Source organism: Aestuariivita boseongensis, assembly GCF_001262635.1.
Taxonomy (GTDB): Bacteria; Pseudomonadota; Alphaproteobacteria; order Rhodobacterales; family Rhodobacteraceae; genus Aestuariivita; species Aestuariivita boseongensis.
Window position 1 is genome coordinate 1 of sequence record NZ_JXYH01000041.1, and the last position, 25,269, is coordinate 25,269.

22 protein-coding genes are annotated in these 25,269 nt (G+C 62.5%); 12 read left to right on the forward strand and 10 right to left on the reverse strand.

Going from position 1 to position 25,269, the window contains the following annotated elements:
* A partial coding sequence (locus TR61_RS14395; protein WP_172676988.1) for a tRNA pseudouridine synthase A occupies positions 1–363 on the reverse strand: 363 nt, incomplete at its 3' end.
* A gap of 136 nt (positions 364–499) precedes the next feature.
* Here TR61_RS14395 and TR61_RS14400 point away from each other — a divergent pair.
* The 5 genes from TR61_RS14400 to TR61_RS14420 all read left to right on the forward strand — a co-directional run bounded on the left by TR61_RS14400 (position 500) and on the right by TR61_RS14420 (position 5,012).
* Positions 500–1,912, forward strand: coding sequence for a YcjX family GTP-binding protein (locus TR61_RS14400; protein ID WP_050931080.1), 1,413 nt, complete (start codon positions 500–502; stop codon positions 1,910–1,912).
* The gene (locus TR61_RS14405) at positions 1,909–2,358 is read left to right on the forward strand and encodes a GNAT family N-acetyltransferase (protein ID WP_050931083.1); all 450 of its coding nucleotides are present in this window, start codon (positions 1,909–1,911) and stop codon (positions 2,356–2,358) included. Before TR61_RS14400 ends, TR61_RS14405 begins: the two co-directional genes overlap by 4 nt.
* A complete protein-coding gene (locus tag TR61_RS14410) occupies positions 2,355–3,365 on the forward strand; it encodes a YcjF family protein (RefSeq protein ID WP_050931086.1) in 1,011 nt (336 codons plus the stop codon). The genes TR61_RS14405 and TR61_RS14410 overlap by 4 nt, the downstream gene beginning before the upstream one ends.
* A 39-nt stretch (positions 3,366–3,404) precedes the next feature.
* Entirely contained in the window at positions 3,405–4,232 is an 828-nt protein-coding gene (locus TR61_RS14415; RefSeq protein ID WP_050931090.1) for a class I SAM-dependent methyltransferase, read from the forward strand.
* A gap of 66 nt (positions 4,233–4,298) precedes the next feature.
* Positions 4,299–5,012 (forward strand): VIT1/CCC1 transporter family protein, encoded by a 714-nt coding sequence (locus tag TR61_RS14420; protein WP_050931093.1) that lies wholly within the window; start codon positions 4,299–4,301, stop codon positions 5,010–5,012.
* Positions 5,013–5,117: 105 nt separating this feature from the next.
* Here the strand turns inward: TR61_RS14420 and atzF are convergent, their stop codons facing one another.
* Genes atzF through TR61_RS14445 form a run of 5 tightly spaced genes read right to left on the reverse strand, consistent with a single transcriptional unit; the run spans position 5,118 to position 12,084 of the window.
* Complete coding sequence (gene atzF / locus TR61_RS14425) at positions 5,118–6,896, reverse strand: allophanate hydrolase (RefSeq protein ID WP_050931096.1); 1,779 nt, start codon at positions 6,894–6,896, stop codon at positions 5,118–5,120.
* Between the two features lie 19 nt (positions 6,897–6,915).
* On the reverse strand, positions 6,916–8,544 hold the full coding sequence (locus TR61_RS14430; RefSeq protein WP_050931099.1) for a dipeptide ABC transporter ATP-binding protein: 1,629 nt from the start codon (positions 8,542–8,544) through the stop codon (positions 6,916–6,918).
* Positions 8,545–8,549: 5 nt separating this feature from the next.
* Positions 8,550–9,434 (reverse strand): ABC transporter permease, encoded by an 885-nt coding sequence (locus tag TR61_RS14435; protein WP_245626897.1) that lies wholly within the window; start codon positions 9,432–9,434, stop codon positions 8,550–8,552.
* 8 nt (positions 9,435–9,442) lie between these two features.
* Positions 9,443–10,462 carry an ABC transporter permease gene (locus TR61_RS14440; protein WP_050931105.1) on the reverse strand — a complete coding sequence of 340 codons (1,020 nt, stop codon included), beginning with the start codon at positions 10,460–10,462 and terminating at the stop codon, positions 9,443–9,445.
* Positions 10,462–12,084: an ABC transporter substrate-binding protein gene (locus TR61_RS14445; RefSeq protein ID WP_050931108.1), complete on the reverse strand. Its 1,623-nt coding sequence runs from the start codon at positions 12,082–12,084 to the stop codon at positions 10,462–10,464. The genes TR61_RS14440 and TR61_RS14445 overlap by 1 nt, the downstream gene beginning before the upstream one ends.
* A 139-nt stretch (positions 12,085–12,223) precedes the next feature.
* Between TR61_RS14445 and TR61_RS14450 the strand changes: the two genes are divergently transcribed.
* The 5 genes from TR61_RS14450 (at position 12,224) to TR61_RS14470 (ending at position 18,428) form a co-directional block, all read left to right on the forward strand.
* The gene (locus TR61_RS14450) at positions 12,224–13,108 is read left to right on the forward strand and encodes a LysR family transcriptional regulator (protein WP_050931112.1); all 885 of its coding nucleotides are present in this window, start codon (positions 12,224–12,226) and stop codon (positions 13,106–13,108) included.
* Between the two features lie 78 nt (positions 13,109–13,186).
* Positions 13,187–13,903, forward strand: a complete 717-nt coding sequence (locus tag TR61_RS14455; protein WP_157440928.1) for a glycine zipper 2TM domain-containing protein — start codon at positions 13,187–13,189, stop codon at positions 13,901–13,903.
* 535 nt (positions 13,904–14,438) lie between these two features.
* Positions 14,439–17,339, forward strand: coding sequence for an isoleucine--tRNA ligase (ileS, locus tag TR61_RS14460; protein WP_050931118.1), 2,901 nt, complete (start codon positions 14,439–14,441; stop codon positions 17,337–17,339).
* 108 nt (positions 17,340–17,447) lie between these two features.
* Complete coding sequence (locus TR61_RS14465; protein ID WP_050931185.1) at positions 17,448–17,906, forward strand: methylated-DNA--[protein]-cysteine S-methyltransferase; 459 nt, start codon at positions 17,448–17,450, stop codon at positions 17,904–17,906.
* A 60-nt stretch (positions 17,907–17,966) separates the two neighbouring features.
* Complete coding sequence (locus TR61_RS14470; RefSeq protein ID WP_050931121.1) at positions 17,967–18,428, forward strand: hypothetical protein; 462 nt, start codon at positions 17,967–17,969, stop codon at positions 18,426–18,428.
* Positions 18,429–18,432: 4 nt separating this feature from the next.
* Here the strand turns inward: TR61_RS14470 and TR61_RS14475 are convergent, their stop codons facing one another.
* The 4 genes from TR61_RS14475 to fsa form a co-directional block, all read right to left on the reverse strand.
* Positions 18,433–19,125 carry a CDP-alcohol phosphatidyltransferase family protein gene (locus TR61_RS14475; protein ID WP_050931124.1) on the reverse strand — a complete coding sequence of 231 codons (693 nt, stop codon included), beginning with the start codon at positions 19,123–19,125 and terminating at the stop codon, positions 18,433–18,435.
* Positions 19,126–19,164: 39 nt separating this feature from the next.
* Positions 19,165–20,085, reverse strand: coding sequence for a tyrosine recombinase XerC (locus TR61_RS14480; RefSeq protein WP_050931127.1), 921 nt, complete (start codon positions 20,083–20,085; stop codon positions 19,165–19,167).
* Positions 20,082–20,789: a DUF484 family protein gene (locus TR61_RS14485; protein WP_050931130.1), complete on the reverse strand. Its 708-nt coding sequence runs from the start codon at positions 20,787–20,789 to the stop codon at positions 20,082–20,084. Before TR61_RS14485 ends, TR61_RS14480 begins: the two co-directional genes overlap by 4 nt.
* A 164-nt stretch (positions 20,790–20,953) precedes the next feature.
* Positions 20,954–21,607, reverse strand: coding sequence for a fructose-6-phosphate aldolase (gene fsa, locus TR61_RS14490; protein ID WP_050931133.1), 654 nt, complete (start codon positions 21,605–21,607; stop codon positions 20,954–20,956).
* 91 nt (positions 21,608–21,698) lie between these two features.
* Here fsa and TR61_RS14495 point away from each other — a divergent pair, with 91 nt between their 5' ends.
* Positions 21,699–23,894 carry a primosomal protein N' gene (locus tag TR61_RS14495; RefSeq protein ID WP_050931135.1) on the forward strand — a complete coding sequence of 732 codons (2,196 nt, stop codon included), beginning with the start codon at positions 21,699–21,701 and terminating at the stop codon, positions 23,892–23,894.
* A gap of 141 nt (positions 23,895–24,035) precedes the next feature.
* Entirely contained in the window at positions 24,036–25,268 is a 1,233-nt protein-coding gene (locus TR61_RS14500) for an MFS transporter (protein WP_050931138.1), read from the forward strand.
* Position 25,269 lies beyond the last annotated feature (1 nt).

Consider the following 25,269-nt stretch of genomic DNA (forward strand, 5'->3'; position numbering starts at 1 on the left):
GGGTGCCCGCCGGATCAGGATGCGGAACAGGTACCGCCGCTCCACCGCCGAAAACCGCGCGTGCCAGTCATCGGCGACCGGTGCGCAGTCCAGTATCGCCACCGGTTCGGGCTTCAGATGGTAATTCAACGCCTCTGACAGGCGGAACGGGTCCCAGTCACGCTCCATATCGCAATGGGCCACCTGCGCCAGCGCGTGGACCCCCGCATCCGTCCGGCCTGCCGCCGCGATGGTATGCTCGCGCGGCTCCAGCCTGGCCAACGCGGCTTCGACCGCGCCCTGAACCGAAGGCTGGTCGGCCTGACGCTGCCACCCGGCGAAGGGCGCTCCGTGGTATTCGATCTTCAGGGCATAACGAGGCATGGGAGCGGCAGGTAAACCGCCCCGCGCAATCAGGCAAGCCCCAACACATTAAGGGGAACCGGCGCGCCGCTTTCCCCACTGGCATCGCTGCCTGCCCGTGCCTATCTTGGACCTGAGACAGAAGCAGGAACACGGTTTGGTCATTTCAACACTTGCCGATACGCTGGTCCGAAGCGTCGAAGAGGCGGGTGACCGGATAACAGGTGCCTTTTTCGAACCGGTCATCCGACTGGGCGTCACCGGGCTGGCGCGGTCGGGCAAGACGGTGTTCATCACCTCACTGGTCGCGAATATGCTGGACAGGGGGCGCATGAACGGCCTTCTGGCCGCGCAGGAAGGGCGCATCGCGGCGGCGTTCCTGCAGCCCCAGCCCGACGACACGATCCCGCGTTTCGACTATGAAGCGCATCTGAGCGATCTGAGCGGCCCCGCGCCACACTGGCCCGACAGTACCCGTGCCATCTCCGAACTGCGCCTGTCGCTCCGGGTGAAACCGGCAGGGCTTCTGGCGGGTTTGCAGGGCACGCGGACGGTGCATCTGGATATCGTGGATTATCCCGGCGAATGGCTGCTGGATCTGGCCCTTCTGGACAAGACCTTTACCCAATGGTCCGACGAGGTGCTGGCGCGGATGGCGCAGCGCCCCCAGGCGTCCCGGTTTCAGGCCCATCTGGCCCAGGCCGATCTGATGGCCCCCCATGACGAGGTCGCGGCCAAACCGCTGGCGGCCAGTTTCACAGCCTATCTGCAGGCCGCGCGAGATGCGGGCTATTATGACTGCACGCCGGGCCGTTTCCTTCTGCCCGGCGATCTGGCCGGATCCCCCGCCATCACCTTCGCGCCGCTGCCGGGGCCACGGGGCGGGCGCGGCACGCTCTGGCGCGAGTTCGAAAGGCGGTACGAGGCCTATAAATCCCAGGTGGTGAAACCCTTCTTCCGCGATCATTTCGCCCGGATCGACCGCCAGATCGTGCTGGTCGATGCGCTGGGCGCGATCCACAAGGGCCCGGCGGCGGTGGAAGACATGCGCCATGCCATGGCCGATATTCTGGGCGCGTTCCGGCCCGGCCGAAACGCCTTTCTCAGTCAGTTGTTGCTGGGCAAACGGGTGGAAAAGATCCTCTTTGCCGCCACCAAGGCCGATCACATCCACCACACCCAGCACGCCCGCCTGACCGCGATAATCGAGGCACTGACCCGCGAGGCGCGCGACCGCGCGGGCTTTGCCGGGGCCGAAACCGCCGCCATGGCCATTGCCGCGCTGCGCGCCACGACCGAGGAAACGCGCGACCATGACGGCGCCTCGCTGAACATGGTGCGCGGCACGCTTCTGGACACCGGCAAGCAGGCCGCGCTTTATCCCGGCGAATTGCCCGAAGACCCCGGTGCGCTGCTGCGCCCCGCGCGCGATGGCGCGGACAGCTGGCTGGACGTGGATTTCGAAGCCATGCGCTTTGCCCCCGCCGAACTGTCGCTGAAACCCGGCTTCGGCCCGCCGCATATCCGGCTGGACCGTGCCCTGCAGTTTCTGATCGGAGACCGGCTGTGACCGCGCCCCTCCTGCGCCCCGCCCACAGCCTGGATGCCGGCCGGACCGGTGAGATCCTGTCAGGCTTCATCGACGAAACCCCGTGGATGCCGCGCATCCACACCCGGGCCGAGGATCTGAGCTTTGCCGCCGACATGATCGACCGCGGCTGGGTCACGGTGCTCGAACATCAGGGCCGCGTGCAGGGGTTTTGCGCCCGCGACGGCGCGGTGATCCATGCGCTTTACATCGACATGGGCGCGCGGGGCCGGGGTTTTGGCGGGGCGCTGATGTCCGACCTGCAGGCGCGCGAAGGCCACCTGTCGCTCTGGACGTTCCAGGCCAATCTGCCCGCGCAGGGTTTTTACCGCCACCACGGCTTTACCGAGGTCGAACGCACCGATGGCGCGGGCAATGACGAAGGTCTGCCCGATCTGCGCCTTGTCTGGGAAAGGAGCGCCGCATGAGCCAGCGCAAGGGACCGGTTCTGATCGATCTGGAAGACAGCCCCGCCCCGTCGGTGGCGGACGCCCCCGCTATTGCCGATCCCGCCCCCCTCCCGCAGGGCGACGCGATGCAGATGGCGGCACGGCTGGCGGCGCGCAAACCCTCGCGGCTGGCGCGGTGGTTCTGGGGGCTTCTGGGCGCGCTTCTTGGGGCCGTGATCTCGGTCGCGGCATGGGATTTCGTGATGGGGCTTCTGGATCGTTCGCCCCTTCTGGGCTGGGCGGTCACGGTGCTTCTGGCGGCGTTCCTGCTGGTGCTTGCGATCATCGCCCTGCGCGAACTGGCGGCCTTTGGCAGGCTCAAACGCATGGACGATCTGCAGCGCGCCGCCGACGAAGCGCTGGCCGCCGGCGATCTGACCGCGGCGCGCGCCACCGCCGACCGCCTGGTGCGGCTTTACGCCCACCGGCCCGAAACCGAATGGGGCCGCGACCGCTTTGCCGAGGCGCAGGCCGATGTCTTCGACGCCTCTGCCATGCTGGATCTGGCCGAGGCTGAGTTGCTGGCCCCGCTTGACCAGATGGCCCGCCGCGAGATCGAAGCGGCCGCCCGTCAGGTCGCCACCGTCACCGCTCTGGTTCCTTTGGCCATGGCGGATGTGGTCGCCGCCTTGGCCGCCAATCTGCGCATGATCCGGCGCGTGGCCGAGATTTACGGCGGTCGGTCGGGGGTTCTGGGATCGTGGCGTCTGACCCGCGCGGTGCTGACCCATCTGGTGGCCACGGGTGCCGTCGCCGTGGGCGATGACATGCTTGAGCCGATCCTGGGCGGGTCGATCCTGGGCAAGCTCTCGCGCCGCTTTGGCGAGGGGCTGGTCAATGGCGCCCTGACCGCCCGCGTGGGCCTTGCCGCGATGGAGGTGTGCCGCCCGCTGCCCTTCTCCCCCCGCCGCAAACCGTCGGTCCGGGGGATCGTGAAAAATGCCCTCAGCGGGCTTTTGGGAACGCAGAAGACAAAAGCCGACTGATCCGTGTTATGGTGGCGCGCGCAACGCAAGGGGAACACCATGACACAGGCATCTGACGTCGAAGGCCATTACTCATCCGGTCAATTGCTGGGCAGGATCAAAGCAGGTCTTGATGCGCTGGGCCTTGCGCCGCCTTTATCGGCCGATGACCTGGCCCCGGTCGATGAATTTCACATCGGCGGGCGGCTTGCGACGGAACCCTTCGTGGCGGCGATGGGGCTGTCCACGGGGGCGCGGGTCGTCGATCTGGGCTGCGGGCTGGGCGGGCCTGCGCGCTATGTTGCGGGGCAGACCGGCGCGCGTGTCACCGGTGTGGATCTGACCGACGAATTCGTACAGACCGGCCGGGCGCTGTGCGACTGGACGGGATTGGGCGACAAGGTCACGCTGAAAACGGGCAGCATCCTTGATCTGCCATTGGACGACAGCAGCATGGACGCGGCCTATATGATCCATGTGGGCATGAATATCGCCGACAAGGCGGGCCTCGCGCGCGAGGCTGCGCGGGTTCTCAAACCCGGCGGCCTGTTTGCCATCTATGACGTGATGCAGGTCGGCCCGGGAGAGATGGATTTCCCCGCCCCCTGGGCCTCGGATGCCAGCCAGAGCGCTCTGGCCTCGCCCGAGGAATATCGCGCCGCGCTCGAAGACGCGGGTTTCACCATCCGCCAGCAGACCGACCGCACCGGGTTTGCCAAGGACTTCTTTGCCAAACTGGCCGCCGCGCAAACCGGTCAGGACGGCCCGCCGCCCTTGGGCCTGCATCTGATCATGGGGGCCGATACCGGCGTGAAGGTCCAGCACATGGTGCAGAATATCGCCGTGGGCCGCATCGCCCCGATCGAGATGATCGCGCATCTGGCTTGATCCAGCGCAAGGCGGGCACGGCCCCGGCGCATAAAGTGGGCTTTCACGTTGAAAAGCCCGGACGCCATGACCGATCACAGCCACGAGCCCGCCGATATTCACGCCCGCATCAGCAACCCGCCAGGGCGGGGCCTTCTGCGCGACATGATCTATGGCGGGATCGACGGATCGGTGACCACCTTCGCCATCGTGGCCGGTGTGGCCGGTGCGGGCCTGTCACCCTTCATCATCGTGGCGCTGGGGCTGGCCAATGTGCTGGCTGACGGGTTTTCCATGGCGGCCGGCAATTACTCGGCCACCAAATCCGAACTGGATAACGCCCGCCGCCTGCGCAAGGTCGAAGCCGCCCATATCGACCGCTTCCCCGATGGAGAACGCGAGGAAGTGCGCGAGATCCTGCGTCAGAAGGGGCTTGAAGGCACGGTGCTGGAGGATGCGACCAACGCCATCACCGCCCGGCGCGAGACGTGGATCGACCTGATGATGGAAGGCGAATACGGCCTGTCGAATGTCGATCCGCACCCGCTGCGCGCGGCCTGGGCAACATTCGCGGCCTTTATGGTGGCGGGTCTCGTGCCACTATTGCCCTTTATTTTCGGCATGGGCGAAGGCGCGTTCACGATCTCGGCCGTAATGACCATGGTGGTCTTCTTCGCAATCGGGGCCGCCAAAAGCATCTGGTCCCTGGCGCCGTGGTGGTATTCAGCGCTTGAGACGCTTGTGATCGGCGGGGCTGCGGCTGGAATGGCCTTCGGGGTGGGAACGTTGTTTCATCCCTAAGGGGCCGGTTCGGCCACGCGGTCATCGGGCTGGGAAAGCCCGTCTCCAGGGACCGCATTGCAGGACCGTGCCAGCTTCCCAGCCAGCCATTCCAAGGACGTGCCGCTAACCCGCATTTTGCGCAACGGGCTTGTGCTTCATGTCCTGATAGGCCCGCCAGCTGCCAAGATGCGTAATGTCCTCTGCCCCCTGAACCCCCGTGGTCTCAACAAGGAAACCATGCGCCTTGGTTCCGCTTTCAAGCTCCACCGTGCCGATGGACAAAGGCGCGGGGATCCCTTCAAGAAACGCGCCCACGGTCGATTTCGGAAGCGCCCAGACCTCCAGCTCGATTTTTGCGCCTTTCTCGATGCGCAGCAGGCCGGGTCGTTGGGGTGGTCCGCCCGCAAGCGCATAAAGACGATAGCGCGGCGCGGTACATGTGGCTTCCAGCAACCGTCCGCCACGGGATGTCAGCTCATGGTTCAGCGCCATGCCGGACATATGCGCACCGCAGACGGCAATGGCGATTTCGCTCTCGGTGGCATGACCTGGTTTGCCAGCCACCGCCTCGCCCGCAAAGGCCGCCGCGATACTTCCCACCAGTGCGTCGGACCCGCTTGCGGCCAGGAAGGTGACGGATCCGGGGCGCCCGTCGCTGCGCGGCTTTGACGGCACAGCGATGCCGCACATGTCCAGAAGGTTCACGAAATTCGTATAGGTGCCAAGATTCGAGTTCGGCGTCACGGGATCGGCTTCAAGATCGGCAACCGAATAAAAGGTCGGGATTGTCGGAACGCACAGCAAATCGATCTGCGCCAGCAGCCCATGCGCCGCCCGCTCCAATTCTTTCAAGCGGTAGATCCCGCGAAACGCATCGGCGGCAGACAGTTGTTTCGCAGCGCCGATGATCTTTGCTGTCGTCGGATGCAACGCATCTGGCGCATCCCGCATCAGGTCTTCGACAACAGTGTATCGTTCGGCCACCCAGGCCCCCTCGTAAAGCATTTCGGCGACCGCATAGAAGGGCGAGAAATCAAGCTCGACGATCGTGGCGCCCAAGGCCTGCAACTGCGTCAGGCTGTCCTCGAAACTGGCGGCTTGAACCGTGTCGCCAAAGAAAATGCGCGACGCCGCATCCGGAACCCCGACCCTGAACGCGGGTGGGGGTGCGCTCAGATTTCCTGCGGTGACCTGTTTGGAATAGGCGTCTTCGGTATCCTCGGCGCAGGCCACCTGGAAAGCAGCAAAGGCGTCTGTCACATTGGCGGCGAAAATCGAGATCGTGTCGAGCGTACGGCAAGCCGGGACCACGCCGGTGGCTGACAAGGCCCCCAGGGAAGGCTTCAGTCCGACGACATTGTTCAGTGCCGCCGGAACGCGGCCAGAGCCTGCCGTGTCGGTCCCAAGCGAAAAGGTCACAAAGCCATGCCCGACCGCGACCCCGGACCCGCTGGAAGAGCCTCCGGGCACGATGTCGGGATCAATCGCGTTTTTTGGCACGCCGTAAGGTGAGCGCACGCCAACAAGCCCGGTTGCGAACTGATCCAGATTGGTCTTCCCGATAACAAGCGCTCCGGCTGCGCGGAGCCTCGCCACAACGAACGCATCCCGGCCTGGAGTATAGGCATAGGCGGGGCAAGCGGCCGTCGTGGGAATGCCGGCCACGTCGATATTGTCCTTAACGACGAACGGGGTGCCCCATAGAGGCTGTTCATCCGACCGTTCAGCCAACGCATCGGCTTCGGCCAGAACGTCTTCCATGGGCCGGAGATGGATGAAGATCGCCGGATCGCCGACGGCCTCTATGCGCCGGTAGACTTCGCGCACGATATCCGACGGGGTTGCCCCGCTGTCATAGGCCTCTCGCAGGGCGTCAAGGGTAAGGGGCATGTCTTTCGTCATGGGCGTCGTCTTTCCGGTTCTAGGCGGCAATGGATCTGGGGGGCTGCGGGGCGGCCTCGATCAATGCGCGGGTATAGGGGTGGCTGGGGGTGTCCATCACGGTCGCGGTCGGTCCGCGGTCAACAATCTCGCCCTGCTTCATGACAAGGACTTCATCGCAAAGCAGCCTGACAACATTCAGGTCATGGCTGACAAACAGGTATGACATACCCATCTTCGCCCGCAGATCGACCAACAGATTGAGGACCAGCGCCTGAATGGACACATCAAGCGCCGCGGTCGGTTCATCAAGGATCAGAAGCCTGGGCTCCAAGGCGATGGCACGGGCAATTCCGACCCGAGCCTTCTGGCCGCCGGAAAGCTGGTGCGGAAAACGGCTCAGAAGCGGCTGCGGCAGACCGACCAGATCAGCCAGTTCCGATACGCGTGCGGTCAGCTTTGCACCGCGCATCCGGTCGATGCGCGCCAAAGGTTCCGCAATCGCGGACGCAGCCGTGCTGCGGGGGTTCAGACTGTCAGTGGCGTCCTGAAAAACCATCTGGATGTCCCTTCGCACAGCGTGGCGCATGAACCGGGCAGAGGGTGTGGCTGCGATATCCTGTCCATCAAAAAGGATATTGCCCGAAGTCGGGTCCTGCAAGCGCACGATCATCTCGGATGTGGTGGACTTTCCGCTTCCGCTTTCCCCGACCAGACCCAGCGACTGCCCGGCTTTGATGTCAAAGGAAATACCCTTCACGGCCTGAATGGGACCTGTCTTTCCCGGATAGGTCTTGACCAGATCGCGCACTTCCAGAAGCGGTCGGTTGTGAACCTTGTGCCTTGGTTCGGGGCGGCGCGCCTCTGGCGGCAACAGGTTGCGGATCGACGCGCCCAGGCGCGGTGTCGCGTCCACAAGCTTGCGCGTGTAAGCGTGCTGCGGGTCGGTGAAAAGCGTCTTCGGTTCGCCAACCTCGACGATCAAACCATCTTTCATCACGACAATGCGGTCGCAATACTGCGAGGCAAGGCCAAGATCATGGGTGATGAGGATCATCCCCATTCCCCGCTCTTTCGTGAGATCGCCGACAAGGTCCATGACCGCCTTCTGCGTCGTGATATCAAGCCCGGTGGTCGGCTCGTCCGCGATCAGAAGCTGCGGTTTGCAGGCCAGTGCAATGGCAATAACGATCCGCTGGCACATGCCGCCCGAAAGCTCGAACGGATATGCCTCGTACCGCGCGGCAGCGTCGTTGATCTTGACCGCCTCCAATGCCGCGATGGCTTTGGCCTTCGCGGTCTGGAGGGTCGCCTGCGCGTGGCGGATCAGCACGTCTTCCACCTGATGGCCAACCCGGCGGATCGGGTTCAGGGCGGCGCGCGGATTCTGGAAGATCATCGAGATCTCCCGACCCCGAATATCGCGCATGTTCGTCTCGGACGCTGCGCGCAGGTCGATCCCGCCATAGACAACATCGCCTGTGCGGATCTCGCCGCCGGCATCGAGAATACGCATCAGCGCATAAGAGGTGACCGACTTGCCCGAACCGCTTTCGCCCACGATGCCAAGGGTCTCGCCCTTTCCGACGTCGAAAGAGACGCCGCGCACCGCGTTGACTTCCCCTTTTCGGGTCTTGAAAGCGACAGAAAGGTCTTTGACCGACAGCATGGGCCTCAAGTCCTTTTGCGGGGATCGACGATGTCACGCAGACCATCGCCAAGCAGGTTGAAGGTGAAGACAGCAAGCATCAGCCAGAGGCCGGGGAAAACCGCAAGCCACCACTCACCCGAGACGATGAAATTCGCGCCCTCGGCCACCATGATCCCCCATTCAGGGGTCGGCGGGCGCACGCCAAGGCCGATAAAGCTCAGACCTGCCGCGTTCAGGATCGCCCAGCCCAGATTGAGCGAGACCTGCACCATCATCGGCGGCAGCGCATTGGGGAAGATGTGCACCGCCAGCACGCGCAGGTCGCTGTTGCCCGACAGCTTGGCAGCCTGTGCGAAACCCGCGTTGCGGCGAATGTTCACCTCGGCCCGGACAAGGCGGGCATAGAACGGAATGTTGATGATCGCCGTGGCATAGATGATGTTTTCCACCGTGTTGCCCAGAGCTGCGACCACCCCCATAGCCAGCACGAACAGAGGGAAGGCCATGATCGTGTCGAGGCAACGGTTGAGCACCGCGTCAAGCCACCCGCCCCAATAGCCGGCGATCGAGCCAAGGACGGATCCGATTACAAAGCTCAGGGCGACAGCCGCGACCGAGATTGTCAGATCAAGGCGCGTTGCCACAACAACGCGGCTGAACACATCCCGGCCCAGGTTGTCCGTGCCGAACCAGTGGTCCCAGTTGGGGGGCTGCAACGCCCTTGCGCCATTTGTTGCAAGCGGGTCATAGGGCACCAGGGCAGGGCCGAAGAAAGCGCAGCCCAGAAAGAAAGCCAGCATCGCGAAGGCCAGCATCGTGACCGGGTTGTCTTTCAGGACATAAGCGATGTGCCCGAGTGTGGTGTCACCTTTGCGCGCAGCAGTTTTGGGTTGTTGAGAAGCTGTCATATCGGCCATCACTTCAATCCGATGCGGGGATCGATCAGCGCGTAAGCGATGTCGATGATCAGGTTCAGCGCCACGAACAGAAGCGCCATGGCCAGCACAAAGCCCTGCACGGCCGCATAATCCGAGACCACAAGCGCCTCGACCGCATACGAACCGATGCCGGGCCAGGCGAATACCTTTTCAACCAGCACATTCGCGCCAAGAGTGAAGGAAAACACCATCCCAAGTGTCGTCACCACAGGCAGCAATGCGTTCCGGAAGGCGTATCCATACAGGACCTTGCGGGTGCCAAGACCCGCGGCGCGGGCGGTGCGGATAAAGTCCGAGGACAGGGCCGACAGCATCGCCGCGCGGGTCATGCGCGCGATGGGGGCCAGGGTGAACAAGGCAAGCGTGGTCGCGGGCAGGATCAGCTGTTTGAGCGCGCCGAACCATGTCTCCCAGTCGCCTGCCAGAGCGGCGTCAATCAGGTAGAACCCGGTGACATGCGGTGGCGACAGATAGATGAAATCCAGCCGCCCAAGAGGCGATGGCGCAATCCCCGCGAGGTAATAGAAGACATAGATCAGAACGATCCCGGTAAAGAAAGTTGGCATCGACACACCGGCCGTGACCAGAATACGGCACAGATGGTCCACCCATGTACCGGGTCGTGTGGCCGCGAGAACGCCCAGGGGGATGGCAATGCCGCAGGACAGCAGCAGAGCAACAAGCGTCAGCTCAAGCGAAGCCGGCAAGCGCGCCGCCAGATCGGACATCACCGTTTGACCGGTCGTCAACGAGGTGCCCAGATCGCCGCGCGCAAGATCCCCAACGTAATAGAAGAACTGCTGAAACAGAGGTTTATCGAGGCCAAGCGCCTCGCGAATTTCCGCAATCGACGCCTCGTCCGCTGCCGGTCCGGCGAAATACGCGGCGGGATCCCCGGGCAGGGCGCGCGTGAGGATAAACGATATCACCACCACGCCCATCACCACGGGGATTGCCTGGGCCACACGGCCCAGGATCATTTTCGACCGTCCGGCCATCAAGCTGGCGCCGAGATGAGAGGACGCACATCCAGCTGGCGGTGGAACCAGAACTCGTATCCCGAAGCTCCGTTCATCGCCACGTTCAGGGCTGGCTGCCAAAGCGGAATGCGCGGCAGGTCCTCAAAGGCGATCTCGAACATACGCTTGATCTTCGGCGCGTATGACGGATCGTCCATCGGGATGTGGAGCGTGTCGTCCACAAGCTGCTCGATTTCCTCGTTCAGGTAGTTCGAAGAATTGAACAGGTGACCGTTCTTGTAGGCCCAGAAGAAATAATAGTCGGGCGTGTTCAGCCAGCCGCCGAAGTTCTCCAGATGAAGTGGCAGACGTTTCTCGACCAGGGCGGCGGTGCGCCAGTTCGCTCCGGGGATCTTTTCGATCTCGGCCTTGATGCCGATCTGTGCGAAAGCCTCCTGCATCAACAGCGCTGTCGGCTCCATCCAGTCGGCTAGCCCAAGGCTGATCGACAAAGGCACCTCGAAGCCGGAGGCAAAGCCCGATGCAGCCATGTGCTCCTTGGCCTTGTCCATATCGGTCATGTAGGGCGATTTGCGCGGCCATGCGGTGTCGGTGATCTCGGCCTCGCCACCCCACATCGGCGCACCCCGACCATAGGCAGCTGTCTGGAAAATGGCTTCGTACGGAATGGCATAAGCCAGCGCCTTGCGCACATTGGCGTCCTGGAAAGGCTCGAAGTTGAAGTTCGGGCAAAGACAGTGAATGCAGTTTTCAATCGGCGTCGAATAGACGTCCACGCCATCCTTCGCATCCAGTTCTGCGGCATCCTTGTTGGGGATGTTGAAGGACATCTGCACATCCCCGCGCTCGATCAGCGCGCGGCGGGTTGCCGGGCTTGGCACTTCGCGCACGATCACGCGTTGGAAACTGGGCAGCGGACCGCCAACCCAGGCGTCGTTGCGTTCATAGACCAACTGCTGGCCCTGATCCCAACGCGCGACCTTGAAGGCACCGGACCCTGCAGGCGTGGTATGGAGATACTCCATCGCCCAGGGATCTTCCTCGGTTGCGTTGGCTTTGGCGACTTCCGAATTGATGATGAACGGGACCGGCACCGCGAGATCGGGCAGGGTCAGTTTCGAGGGTTTGTCCAGCTTGATGACAAATGTCTCATCATCGACGGCTTCAAACTGCTCGGGGCGCTCAAGTCCGCCGGCCTTCATCTGAACAGTCGGGAACCCGCCCGCGGACACGGCGCGGTCAAAAGACCATTTCACATCGGCAGCCGTGACTTTGCGTCCGTCCCAGAACGTGGCGTCGGACTTGATCTTGAACGTCATGACGAGACCATCATCCGAGATCGTCCAGCTTTCCGCCAGCTCCGGTTCAATCACCGAATAATCATAGGACAGTCCCCCGCCGGGGGTGTCCTTGGTGCCAAAACTCACCAGCCGGTCATAGCAGTTCACCGCAACCTGGTAAGACGCGCGGTTGGTTCCGGTACGGTGCAGGTCAAGGCTGTTGATCGTTTGGCCCGAGACCACGACGATTGTGCCGCCAGACTGGGCCTGTGCGGGCATCGCCTTGAGGAAGGGAAGCATCGCCGCACCCACGGTGCCGCCGGTCAGTTTCAGGAAAGTTCTTCGGGAAGTGTCGGTCATGGCAGGTCCTTTTCGTTGGAGGAGGGCATTGCGCCAGACCTGCCACTATCAAGTGGTGCAAACAAATGTTAAGAATGAACCATAGTGGTGCGTTTTTTGCATCGCTCAAGAAGCGCCCACCCAAGACGGGACCCGCCGCATGCGCCACCTTCGCATATACGACATGATCGAAGCCGTTCACCGCTCCGGATCCATCCGCAAGGCCGCCGAGGACACGAACATCACGGCCTCGGCTCTGAACCGGCGTATCCAGGCCTTTGAAGAGGAATTCGGCTCTGAGATATTCGAGCGCCTGCCCCGGGGGATGCGTCTTAATCCGGCCGGTGAGCTTCTGTTGCACCATATCCGGCTGCAGCGTCAGGATTTGGCCCGCGTTCATGGCCAGGTGGCAGACCTGTCAGGCATCCGCCGGGGGCATGTCAAAATCGCCTGCTCACAAGCGCTGCTGCCCTACTTTCTGCCGCGCGAAATTTCAAAATACCGCGCCGAGTTCCCCGATGTGACATTCACCGTCAATGTCCGCGACCGAATCCAGGCCGAGAAAGATCTGGTCAATTTCGAAAGCGATCTGGCCCTGGTGTTCGAACCTGCCCATATGGTGGACTTCGAAATCCTGCATTCCGTTCATCAACCCGTCATGGCGGTGATGTCAGCGGCGCATCCCTTGGCGGGCCGAGAAAGCCTGCGCTTGCGCGATTGCCTGGAATACGACCTGGTGTTGCCCGCCTCCCAGTTCGGGGTTCGCATGCTGCTTGATCAGGCATCGGCCCGGATCGGAAGAAAGCTCGAACCGGTTCTCGAAACGGACAGCTTCGATATGGTGCGCCATTTTGCGGCTTACGGACAGGGCATCGGGTTTCAGATCCCTGTCGGGCTGAACGCCCTTGCCCGCCCCGACATGGCCTTTGTGCCCATCTCGGCCCGCGATGTCTCGGGGGGAGAGCTTTACCTTGGCCATCTTCGCAAGCGCACCTTGCCGGTTGCCGCTTTGAAGTTCGCCAATCAGATTGCCTCGGCACTTTGAGGGCCGGGGCGACAGTCGCGTGTGATTGGACGGTCCGGGCTGTTCTCTCAGTGACCTCTGCAGGTTTGATCGGTGTCAATGCATCTGCCCTCGGATCATGCAAGTCTTGCCGTGAAACACCGTGAAATGGTGACGGATGCAGGCGCAGCTTCGCTTGCGCTGAAGGCAAGGAGGAACAAGACAATGAGACTATTCGCAACAGCGGCTACGGTGATCCTTATGACTTCACCGGCCCTTGCCGGTTCGTATGAGGTCAGATGCGAAACCAAGCAGGTTCCCTATCAGGAAACGGTGAAGGGCGGCAGCCCCGAGAAAGTGATCGGCGGAGCGATCGTCGGTGGCGTGATCGGCAAAGTCGTGACCGACAAGAATGCCGGCGCTGCTGCCGGCGCCATTGTCGGGGGAGCCATCGCCAATGAGACCAGCAAAAAGACCGTTACCAAGTACAGAGAGGTCGAAACCTGCACAAACGTCTTCATTCCCGAGCGCATTACGGATGAAGAAAAGCTGCAGACTGTTCTGCTTGATCTGAACGAGGGCAAATCCGTCAGCAAGGAAATGACGATGGACGCGCAGTACACGATTGGCGTGTCCTATGACGGTAAATGGGGGCCGAAATCTCAACTGGCCGCCGAGAAATACCTCGCAAATCTCAAGCCCGACGCGCCGTTGTATTCACTGGTGGTCAACGATGTCGTCATCGTCAGCTCGCCCGACGTCAACGCGATTGATGAGATGAAAGAGGCCCTGCTTGAAGCCGGTGTTGCCTCGCAGATCTTCATTGATCTTCAGTGATGCGCTGAAAGCTGACATGCTCAGCCGACCGCCGTCGGCGACAGGGCGCGCAGGGGCGGCTTGGGGCTTGGACCGGCTGCGTGCCAAAAGGCACGGCTTTTGCCCCGCTCGGAGCCACTCTCCGGCAGGGGATGCGTTTATCTGGAAGGAAATGGCGTCAGGGGGCGGGCCCGCTGAATGAATGACGGTCCACGGGCCCCGGGTCGTAAATCCGGAACCTGTGAAAGACGCGCTGGAAAAACCATCGTCCTGATCGCGCCACCGGGTGCCAATCCGGCGACAATGCTGCAGCGGGGAAGGGTGTAGCGCATCAACCTTGCCGGGCTCTTACACCACCGTGCGCAGCACCTGTCAGGCCGGGCTTGCCCCCCGGCATTCCGCTGCCTATAAGCGGGCGCATGAGCCAGCATTGCCTGATCATTATTCGAATTATGTCCCCGGCGCTCTGATCCCATGAGACGCCGGGCAAAGGTGTTTGAGCCATCGCACCGCCCCTTCGACATTTCCGCTAAAGACGATCCAAAGGACGCCACCCATGTGCGCCGACACCCCTGACTACAAAGATACGCTGAACCTTCCGAAAACCGATTTCCCCATGCGCGCGGGCCTGCCCAAGCGCGAACCCGACTGGCTGGCCCGGTGGGAAAAGATCGGTGTCTATGACCGCCTGCGCGAGAAAGAGGGCCGCGCGCCCTTCACGCTGCATGACGGACCTCCCTATGCCAACGGGCATCTGCATATCGGGCATGCGCTGAACAAGACGATCAAGGACATGATCGTGCGATCCCATCAGATGATGGGCTATGACAGCCGCTATATCCCCGGCTGGGACTGCCACGGCCTGCCCATCGAATGGAAGATCGAGGAAGAATACCGCAAGAAGGGCAAGAACAAGGACGCGGTGCCGATCAACGAGTTCCGCGCCGAGTGCCGCAAATTCGCCGAAGGCTGGGTGGATATCCAGCGCGAGGAATTCAAGCGCCTTGGCGTGACCGGCAACTGGGCCAACCCGTACCTGACGATGGATTTCCACGCCGAGCGGGTGATTGCTGAAGAATTCATGAAATTCCTGATGAACGGCACGCTCTATCAGGGCTCGAAACCCGTGATGTGGTCGCCCATCGAACAGACCGCCCTGGCCGAGGCCGAGGTCGAGTATCACGACAAGGAAAGCTTCACGATCTGGGTGAAGTTCAAGGTCGTGAACACTGGCGACGTGACGTTGGACAACGCCTACGTTGTGATCTGGACGACGACGCCATGGACCATACCGTCGAACAAAGCCGTCGTTTACGGCAAGGACGTCTCCTACGGTCTTTACGAAGTCACCGGTCGGCCCGAGGAGTGTTGGGCCCGGATCGGGGACCGCTATATACTGGCCGACAAGATGGCGGCGGATGTTATGGGCCGCGCGCGGCTTGATGATACGATGTGGCGGCGTCTGTGTGATGTCACACAGGACGATCTGGCCAAGATCCAACTGACCCATCCCTTGAACGCGGCGGATGGTTCCAATGCCGAATGGGACGACCTGCGCGATTTCCGCGCCGCCGAGTTCGTCAGCGACGAGGAAGGCACCGGGTTCGTGCATTGCGCGCCGTCGCACGGGATGGAGGAATACGAGCTTTACCGCGATCTGGGCATGCTGGATCAGGTGATCACCTATAACGTCACCGATGACGGCAAATTCCGCGATGACCTGCCGTTCTTTGGCGGCAACTACATCCTGTCCCGCAAGGGCGGCGAAGGCACCGCGAACAAGGCCGTTATCGACAAGCTGGCCGAGGTGGGCGGGCTTCTGGCACGTGGAAAGATCAAGCATTCCTACCCGCATTCCTGGCGCTCGAAAGCGCCGGTGATCTATCGCAACACGCCGCAATGGTTTGCCGCCATCGACAAGACGGTGAACATCGGCAATGACAGCTTCACCATCCGCGACCGCGCGCTGAGCGAGATCGACAAGGTCACATGGACCCCCAAATCCGGGCGCAACCGCCTCTATTCGATGATGGAGGCGCGGCCCGATTGGGTTCTGTCCCGTCAACGCGCCTGGGGCGTGCCGCTGACCTGCTTCACCAAGAAGGGCGCATTGCCCACCGACCCGGACTTCCTGCTTCGGAATGAAGAGGTGAACGCACGCGTCGCCGAGGTGTTCGAAGCCGAAGGCGCGGACGCCTGGTATGAAGAAGGCGCGAAAGAGCGTTTCCTGGGCGGCATCGTGAACCCGGATGACTATGACCAGGTGATGGATATCCTGGATGTGTGGTTCGATTCAGGCTCCACCCACGCCTTCACCCTGCGCGACCGCCCGGACGGGACGGAAGACGGCATCGCCGATGTCTATATGGAAGGCACCGACCAGCATCGCGGCTGGTTCCATTCCTCGCTTCTGCAATCGGTGGGCACCACCGGACATGCGCCTTATCGCAATGTGGTGACGCATGGGTTCACGCTGGATGAGAAGGGCATGAAGATGTCCAAATCGCTGGGCAATATCATCGCCCCGCAAGAGATCATCGACCAGTATGGTGCGGATATCCTGCGTCTGTGGGTCGCGCAGACCGATTACACCGCCGACCAGCGGATCGGGCCGGAGATCCTGAAAGGCGTGGCAGACAGCTATCGCCGGCTGCGCAACACGATGCGCTTCATGCTGGGATCGCTGGCGGACTTTACCGAGGCCGACCGCACCGCCCCCGCCGACATGCCCGCGCTGGAGCGTTGGGTACTGCACCGCATGGCGGAGCTGGATGAAACCGTGCGGGCGGGATATGCGCGGTTCGACTTCCAGGGCGTGTTCCAGGCGGTGTTCAACTTTGCCACGCTGGATCTGTCGGCTTTCTATTTCGACATCCGCAAGGACGCGCTTTACTGCGATGGCGACACCCCGCGCCGCCGCGCCGCGCGCACGGTGCTGGACCTGTTGCACCACCGTCTGACCACCTGGCTGGCGCCGATCCTTGTCTTCACTACGGAAGAGGTCTGGTTGGAGCGCTTCCCCGGCGAGGACAGCTCGGTCCATCTGCAGGATATCCCGGAAACGCCTGCCGATTGGCGCGACGCCGATCTGGCCGCCACCATCGCCGATGTGCGCCGGGTGCGCCGCGTTGTGACCGCCGGGCTGGAACTGCAGCGGCGCGACAAGGTCATCGGATCCTCGCTTGAGGCCGCACCGGTGGTCCATGTGGAAGATGCGCGTATCCGCGATCTGCTGGCAGGGGTCGATATGGATGATCTGTGTATCACCTCGGGTCTTGCCATCAGTGCCGATCCGGCCCCGGCCGAGGCCTTCCGCCTGCCCGAGGTCGAAGGCGTCGGCATGGTGTTCGAGAAGGCCGAGGGCGAGAAATGCCTGCGCTGCTGGAAAATCCTGCCGGATGTGGGCAAGCACGCCCATGACGGCGTCTGCGGCCGCTGCGACAGCGCTTTGGGTTAAGCCTTGCGGGCCGGAAAGTGACACACTTTCCGGCCCGTTTTCTGTGTCAGAAAACGGGTGCGCAACATTCGGATTGAGGATGCGGCGGTCAAAGGGCAGTCTGCCATCATGGCCGTGATTGCAGTGGATACCCAATTCGGACGCATCGGGATCGAAGAGACCGACGGCGCCATCACCCGCGTGATGTGGGACGGGAGTGATGAAGGCGCACCAACAGATCTGTTGAAAGAGGCCGCGCGCCAATTGAGTGAATACGACAAAGGCACGCGCACCACCTTTGATCTGCCCTTTCGCGTCTCAGGCAGCGCCTTTCAGCAAGCGGTCTGCAACGCGATGCTGCAGATCCCTTTTGGCGAAACGCGCACCTATGGCGACATCGCCAAAGAGCTTGGCCAATCCGCGCAAGCGGTGGGCACGGCCTGCGGCGGCAACCCGATCCCGATCCTGATCCCCTGTCACCGCGTGATGGGCGCGGGCGGCAAGCTCACCGGCTTTTCCGGCAAGGGCGGGGTTGAGACCAAAGTGGCGCTTTTGCGCCACGAAGGCGCAGGCGCATTCCTGATCTAGATCAACGATTTGACGGAACATGCAGCGCAGATTTACGTTACATCCAAAAGGAGGATTGCGATGACCCAAGACCGCCAAGCGATCAAAGACGCGCTGCGCACCAAAATGCTGTCGCTTGAAGCGGCCGAGCTGGAAACCGCGATCGAACATTACGAGCGGTTCATGGCCGATGCCAAACTGGGCGGGCGCGAACAATACGACAATTCCGACCTTGCCGAGGCGCGCGAAAACCGCGATCTGGCGGCGGCCTTCGATCACCCGGTGAAAGATCACCATTCCAAGATCGACGTGCTGGAAAATCTGGACTTTGCCGTGACCGACACGGTCCAGCCCGGCGCGGTGGTGCGCTTTGGCGGTCGCTCTGTCATCGTGGCCGTATCCACCGCGCAGTTCGAGCTTGAGGGCGAAACCTATATGGGCATCTCTCCCGGCAGCCCGATCTATCAGGCGATGAGCGGCCTCGGCGCCGGTGACACGTTCGAGCTGAACGGGCGCGAGATCAAGATAGACGAGGTGTTCTGACGCCTCAGCCCCGCGCCGGCACGATCTGCTGCGCAATCCCCGCCAATACGAGGTAAACACTGGTCACAACCAACCCCCACAGGGCCCAGCTTTCGGGGTGGAAATCGACCCAGGCCGCCCAGGCGGCAAACCCTGTCCAGGCAAGCGCCACGGGCAGGGACAGCGCGCGCCAGCGCTCGGTGCGCACGGGGTGAATGAATTTCAGCGGCACGAACATCGCGATGGCGAGCACCGTGACAACGCTCAGACAGACCCACCATTCGGGTTCGATCGCGAACAGGACCAGCACCACCATGTTCCAGCATCCGGGAAAGCCGGAAAAGGAATTGTCCTTGGTCTTCATCCGCGTATCGGCAAAGTAAAGCGCGCTGGTGAAGGTCATGATGATGATCATCACCCAGCCCGACCAGCCATCCATCAGCCCGGATTTGAACAGCGCAAAAGCTGGGATGAACACGTAGGTCAGATAGTCGATGATCAGATCCAGCAAGACCCCGTCGAACTCGGGCGCGTTTTTCTTGACGTGGTATTTCCGTGCCAAAGGCCCGTCGATGCCATCGACAAAAAACGCCACCACCAGCCATAGGAACATCAGGTCCCATTTCGCCTCGATCGCGGCCAGCATAGCCAGCATGGCGAAAACAGCGCCCGTGGCGGTCAGCAGATGGACGGAAAGGGCTTTGTTGCGTGGTGTCATGCAGGGGTCATGCCGGATTTCTGATCTGGGTGCAAACCGTTACGCCTTGGGGTGGGTGCGCTCATAGACCTCCATCAACCGCGCGGTATCCACGGCGGTATAGGCCTGGGTGGTTGACAGCGATGCGTGGCCCAACAGCTCCTGAATGGCGCGCAGATCACCGCCCGCGCTCAGCAGATGGGTGGCAAAGCTGTGGCGCATGGCATGGGGCGTGGCGCTTGCGGGCAGGCCCAGCTGCATCCGGGTCTGTTCCATCACCTTCTGGATCGGGCGCGGGCTAAGCGGCCCGCCCCGCACCCCGCGAAACAGTGGCGCGTCCGGTTCCAGGGCATAAGGGCAGGCGTGCAGATACGCCTCTACCGCATCGCGGGCGGCCTGCAGGACCGGGACCAGCCGTTCCTTGCCGCCCTTGCCGACAATCCGCAGGACATCCGGCAGGGGCACGTCGCGGCCCTTCAGCCCCAGCGCTTCGGATATCCGCAACCCGCAGCCGTAAAGCAGGGTCAGAACCGCCACATCGCGCGCAGCCACCCAGGGCGTGGGCGCTTGCAGGGCCACAGTATCCAGCATTGCGCTGGCCGCATCCGGGGCCAGGGGACGAGGCAGTTTCTTCTGAAACTTCGGCGCGCGGGTCGACAGAACGGCGGTGGGCTCAAACCCCTCCCGTTCGGCAAGCCAGCGATAGAAGCTTTTCACCGCAGACAGTTTCCGCGCCAGCGACCGCGCACCCACGCCCGACTGCCGCGCCTGCGCCATCCAGGCGCGCATATCGCTGACCCCGATCCGCTCCAACGCTTTTAGGCCGGTGGGTTCGCCCTTGTGCAAGGTGATGAAAGACAGGAATTCCGCCAGATCGCCCTGATAGGCCGCGATCGTGTTGTCGGACGCGCCATTCAGAGCCTTTTGCGCGCTGAGCCAGTGTTCCAGCGCGTCGCGGGCGGCCGGAGAAATAAGGCTCAAGACAGCCAGCGGCGCATGGATCGTTCAAACACGCCTGCAAAAAACGACAGAAGGTCGGTGCCCTGCTGGGGGGAGAACTGGTGCGGATCCTCCGCGCCCATCACCAAGAGCCCGGGCAAACGCCCCCGCCCGAAATCCAGCTTCAGGCAGGCTTCCGACCGGATCCAATCGGCAGCCTTGCCGTAGACCTCATGTTCGGCCGCCTGCACCTGGCGCAGGGTCACCTGCCGGACCTGACCACCCCGCCCATGGGTGAGATAGTCATCGACAAACCCCGCCTTGGTCACGCGCAGCACATCCCCCAGTCGTTGCACCACCGGATCATCATCATTCTGCGCTGATTCCAGCACCAGAACCACCGCGTCCACGCGCAAGATCTCGGCCACTTCGCCGCCCAGATCGCGCAGGAAGACCTCGAAATCCAGCGGATCGAGCATGCGCAGGATCGCGCGGTGGACCTGATTGGTGCCCGCAAGGTTTTCATAGGCCGCCGCAATCACGCTGCGATGCGTATCCTCCAGCCGGTCCAGTCGGGACTCCAGCCGCTCCATCGCGATACCGCGCAGATCGACGATATTGCCGCCCATGGATTTCTCATTGGCGGCAATCAGGGCATGCATCACGTCCTGATCGTCCAGAATCGCATCCGGTTTCGCGATGATCGCCTCGCGCAGCGTGTCGTCCAGTTTCGGGCTACTGCTCATGTCCGCCTCGTTGTCTTGGGCGCTTTATAACACGGGATTTTTCGAAAGGCTTGCAAAAAAACCGGCGATTTTCGCACCGGCTTCGTGCTTCTTTCTGGCAAAAAATACCCCGATGAGTTTGAGGGGCTGGCCCCTCAATCCCACCTCAAACCACGCCGCAGTGCTTACAGGATCTTCTGCCCCGTCTTCGCCCAATCCGCCAGGAATTGCTCCAGCCCCTTGTCGGTCAGCGGGTGGCTGGCCAGTTTCTTGATCACCTCGGGCGGTGCTGTCATCACATCGGCCCCGATCCGCGCGCTGTCCAGCACGTGGTTCACCGACCGGATGGAGGCCGCAAGGATCTGCGTCTCAAACCCGTAATTGTCGTAAATCGTGCGGATATCGGCGATCAGGTCCATGCCATCGAGGTTGATGTCATCGAGCCGCCCGATAAAGGGCGAGATAAACGTCGCCCCAGCCTTGGCGGCGATCAGCGCCTGGTTGGCCGAAAAGCACAAGGTCACGTTGATCATCTTGCCTTCGCCCGACAGCACCTTGCAGGCCTTCAGCCCGTCCCAGGTCAGCGGCAGTTTGACGGCGATATTGGGCGCGATCTCGGCCAGTTTGCGGCCCTCGGCGATCATCTCATCCGCTTGCGTAGCGACCACTTCGGCGCTGACGGGGCCGTCGACCAGATCACAGATTTCCTTGGTGACTTCCAGAATATCGCGGCCCGATTTCAGGATCAGCGATGGGTTGGTTGTCACGCCATCCACCATGCCCAGCTCGTTCAGCTCGGCAATGGCGTCGATTTCGGCGGTGTCTACGAAAAATTTCATGGGGTGCCCCTCTTTTGATGGGTTGGCCTTGGGTTGGGTTGGCTTTACCCCAGAAGGGCAGGGGCGGAAAGCCCGGATCGGGGGATGATCGGTGCAGGACGACGCGTTTTTCAACGAAGGGGAGCTGGTGGGGGTTCTGACGACCCAACCGCTGGATCGCCCGTTGGATTACAAGGCTCCCGAAGGCGGGTGCCATCTGGGCGCGTTCGTCGAGGTGCCGCTTGGCCCGCGCAAGGTTCTGGGCGTGGTCTGGGGGAAGGGCGCGGGGGATTACGACCGCTCCAAGATCCGGTCGGTCATCCGGGCGCTGGATGCGGCACCCATGCGCGATGAGTTGCGGGAGTTTTTGGGCCGCGCCGCCGAATATACGCTCACACCCATGCCCGCGATGCTGCGGCTGGCCACCCGCGCGCCGGGGCTGGGCGATCCGCCGTCAATGCGCAAGATCTACCGTTTGGGGGATGTGATCCCTGACCGGATGACCGATGCCCGCACCCGCGTGCTGGAGGTGCTGCGCGATTATGGCGGGCTGTCCTTCACCCTGAAAGAAGTGGCGGAGATGGCGGGGGTAACGTCGTCGGTCGTGAAGGGCCTCGTGAAGCTGGGTGCCGTGCGCGAAGAAGACAGCCCGCGCGATCTGCCCTTTCCTCGGCTGGATCCCGCGCGACCCGGCAAAGACCTGACGGGCGATCAGGAGGCCGCCGCTGCGGCCCTGCGCGACGGGCTGCGATCCGAGCGCTATGGCACGACGCTTCTGAAAGGTGTGACCGGGTCGGGCAAGACGGAGGTGTATCTCGAAGCGGTGGCCGAGTGCCTGAAAATGGGCCGTCAGGCGCTTGTGCTTCTGCCCGAGATCGCGCTGACCGGCGAATTCCTCGCCCGGGTGGAGGCAAGGTTCGGCGCGCGCCCCGCCGAATGGCATTCGGGTGCCACGATGACCGAACGCCGCCGCATCTGGAAAATGGTCGGTCAGGGGGAGGCGCAACTGGTCGTCGGCGCCCGCTCGTCGCTGTTCCTGCCGTTCCAGAACCTGGGTCTGATCATCGTGGATGAGGAACACGACACCTCCTACAAGCAGGAAGATGGCGTGCTGTATAATGCCCGCGACATGGCCGTTTTGCGCGCAGCGATGGGGGGCGCACGGGTGGTTCTGGCCTCGGCCACGCCATCGCTTGAAAGCTGGGCCAACGCAGAGGCCGGGAAATACGACAAGCTGGAGCTGACGGCGCGGTTCGGCGAGGCCGTGCTGCCCGAAATGCGCGCCATCGACATGCGGTCCGAGGCGATGGAGGCGGGGCGCTGGATCTCTCCGACGCTGAAACAAGCGGTCGAGGCGCGGATGGAGAAGGGCGAACAGGCGCTTTTGTTCATCAACCGCCGGGGATACGCGCCGGTGACGCTCTGCCGGGCTTGTGGCCATCAGATCGGGTGCGAGGAATGTGACGCGCGGATGGTCGAACACCGCTTCCTCAAACGCCTGATGTGCCACCAATGCGGGGAGACGGTGCCCATTCCCACGGTCTGCCCGTCTTGCGGGGCCGAAGATCGGTTGGCCCCGGTCGGTCCCGGTGTCGAACGGTTGACCGAAGAGGCCGTCGCGCTCTTCCCCGAGGCGCGTGTGGCGACGCTGAGCTCAGACATGTTCGGATCGGCCCGCGCGCTGAAGGCCGAGATCGAGCAGATCGCGCAAGGCGGCGCAGATATCATCATCGGCACGCAACTGGTGGCCAAGGGGCATAACTTTCCGTTGCTGACCCTGGTGGGTGTAATCGACGCCGATCTGGGCCTTCAAGGATCAGACCTGCGCGCGGCCGAACGCACGTTCCAACTGATGCGCCAGGTGGCGGGCCGCGCGGGGCGGGCGGAGAAATCGGGTCAGGCTTTGCTGCAAACCTATCAGCCTGAACACCCGGTGATACGCGCGATTCTGGGCGGGGATGAGGAGGCGTTCTGGAAGGCCGAAGCGGCGGAACGGCAAGCCGCAGGCGTGCCGCCCTATGGCCGGATGGCCGGGATCGTTCTGTCGGGCACGGATGTGGGCGCGGTGTTCGATCTGGGCAATGCACTTGCGCGCAATGACGGGCCTTTGCGCCATATCGGCGCGCAGGTTTTCGGGCCTGCACCAGCGCCCATTGCTCGGATCCGGGGTCGGCACCGGGTGCGTTTGTTGGTGAAAGCCGCGAAGGGCGCGCCGATTCAGGGTGCGATTGCCCGATGGATCGCGCCCATCCGGTTGAAAGGCGATCTGCGGCTGAGCGTCGATATCGACCCGCAGAGCTTTTATTGAGCGGGGTGCCGGGCTGAAGCCCGGCCTACGGGCAAACGCGTAGGGCGGGCTTCAGCCCGCCACCCCTTCACCAAAGCACAAGGGTTGTGCACAGGTTAATTTCTCCTCGCATCGAATCCGGGACAGGCGTAAGGGAAGGGCATGTTCCGACCGCTTCCCCTTGATCAGGCGGCGTCGCTTCCGCTTTGGCGTCAGCCCGTAGCACTGCTGTTTCTGATGGCAGCCGCGATGCCGATTGCCTTTGCCACGTGGTCGGCGCTTCTGAACAACTTCGTGATCGAGGCCGCGCAGTTCGATGGAAGCGATATCGGTTGGCTGCACACGGTGCGGGAAATCCCCGGCTTTCTGGCCGTGGGCGTGATCGCCATCATCATCTTCGTGCGCGAACAGGTGCTGGCGCTGGTCTCGCTGATCCTGCTGGGGGTGGCCACGGCGGTTACGGCTTGGTTTCCCACGATGGGCGGGCTGCTGACCATCACCATGCTCAGCTCCATCGGGTTTCACTACTATGAAACGGTGAACCAGTCGCTGCAGCTTCAATGGCTCAAGAAAGACCGCGCGCCGCAGATGTTGGGCTGGCTTCTGGCCGCAGGTTCAGGCGCGACGCTGCTGGCCTATGGCGTGATCGTCCTGCTGTGGGAGCCTTTGGCTCTGACCTATAACACCGTCTATATGCTGGCGGGGGGGACCACGGCGGCCATCGCGCTGATCGCCTTTTTCGCCTATCCGCAGTTCGAAGCCCCCCATCCCCAGACCAAGAAGATGATCTTGCGCCGCCGGTACTGGCTTTATTACGCGCTGCAATTCATGTCGGGCGCGCGGCGGCAAATCTTTGTCGTTTTCGCCGGGTTCATGATGGTCGAGAAATTCGGCTTTAAAGTAAACGAGATCGCAGCGCTTTACATGATCACCCTGCTGGCCAATATCGTCTTTGGCCCGCTGATCGGAAAGGCCGTGCATCTCTTTGGCGAACGCAAGGCGCTGGCCTTTGAATATGTCGGGCTGACGCTGGTCTTTCTGGCCTATGGCGGTCTTTATTACTTTGGCTGGGGGGTCGTGCTGGCGGCCGCGCTTTATCTGATCGACAATCTTTTCTTTGCGCTGGCGCTGGCCTTGAAAACCTATTTCCAGAAGATCGCCGATCCGGGCGACATTGCACCCACGGCGGCTGTGGCCTTCACGATCAACCATATCGCGGCGGTTTTCCTGCCGGCGGCCCTGGGGTATCTGTGGCTTTTGAACCCGGCGGCGGTGTTCTGGCTGGCCTCTGCCATGGCGCTGGTGTCGCTGGCGCTGGCGCTGATGATCCCGCGCCATCCCGAGCCGGGGCATGAGACAGTTTTCTCCCGCTTCGCGGCGGCGCCTGCGGAATAAA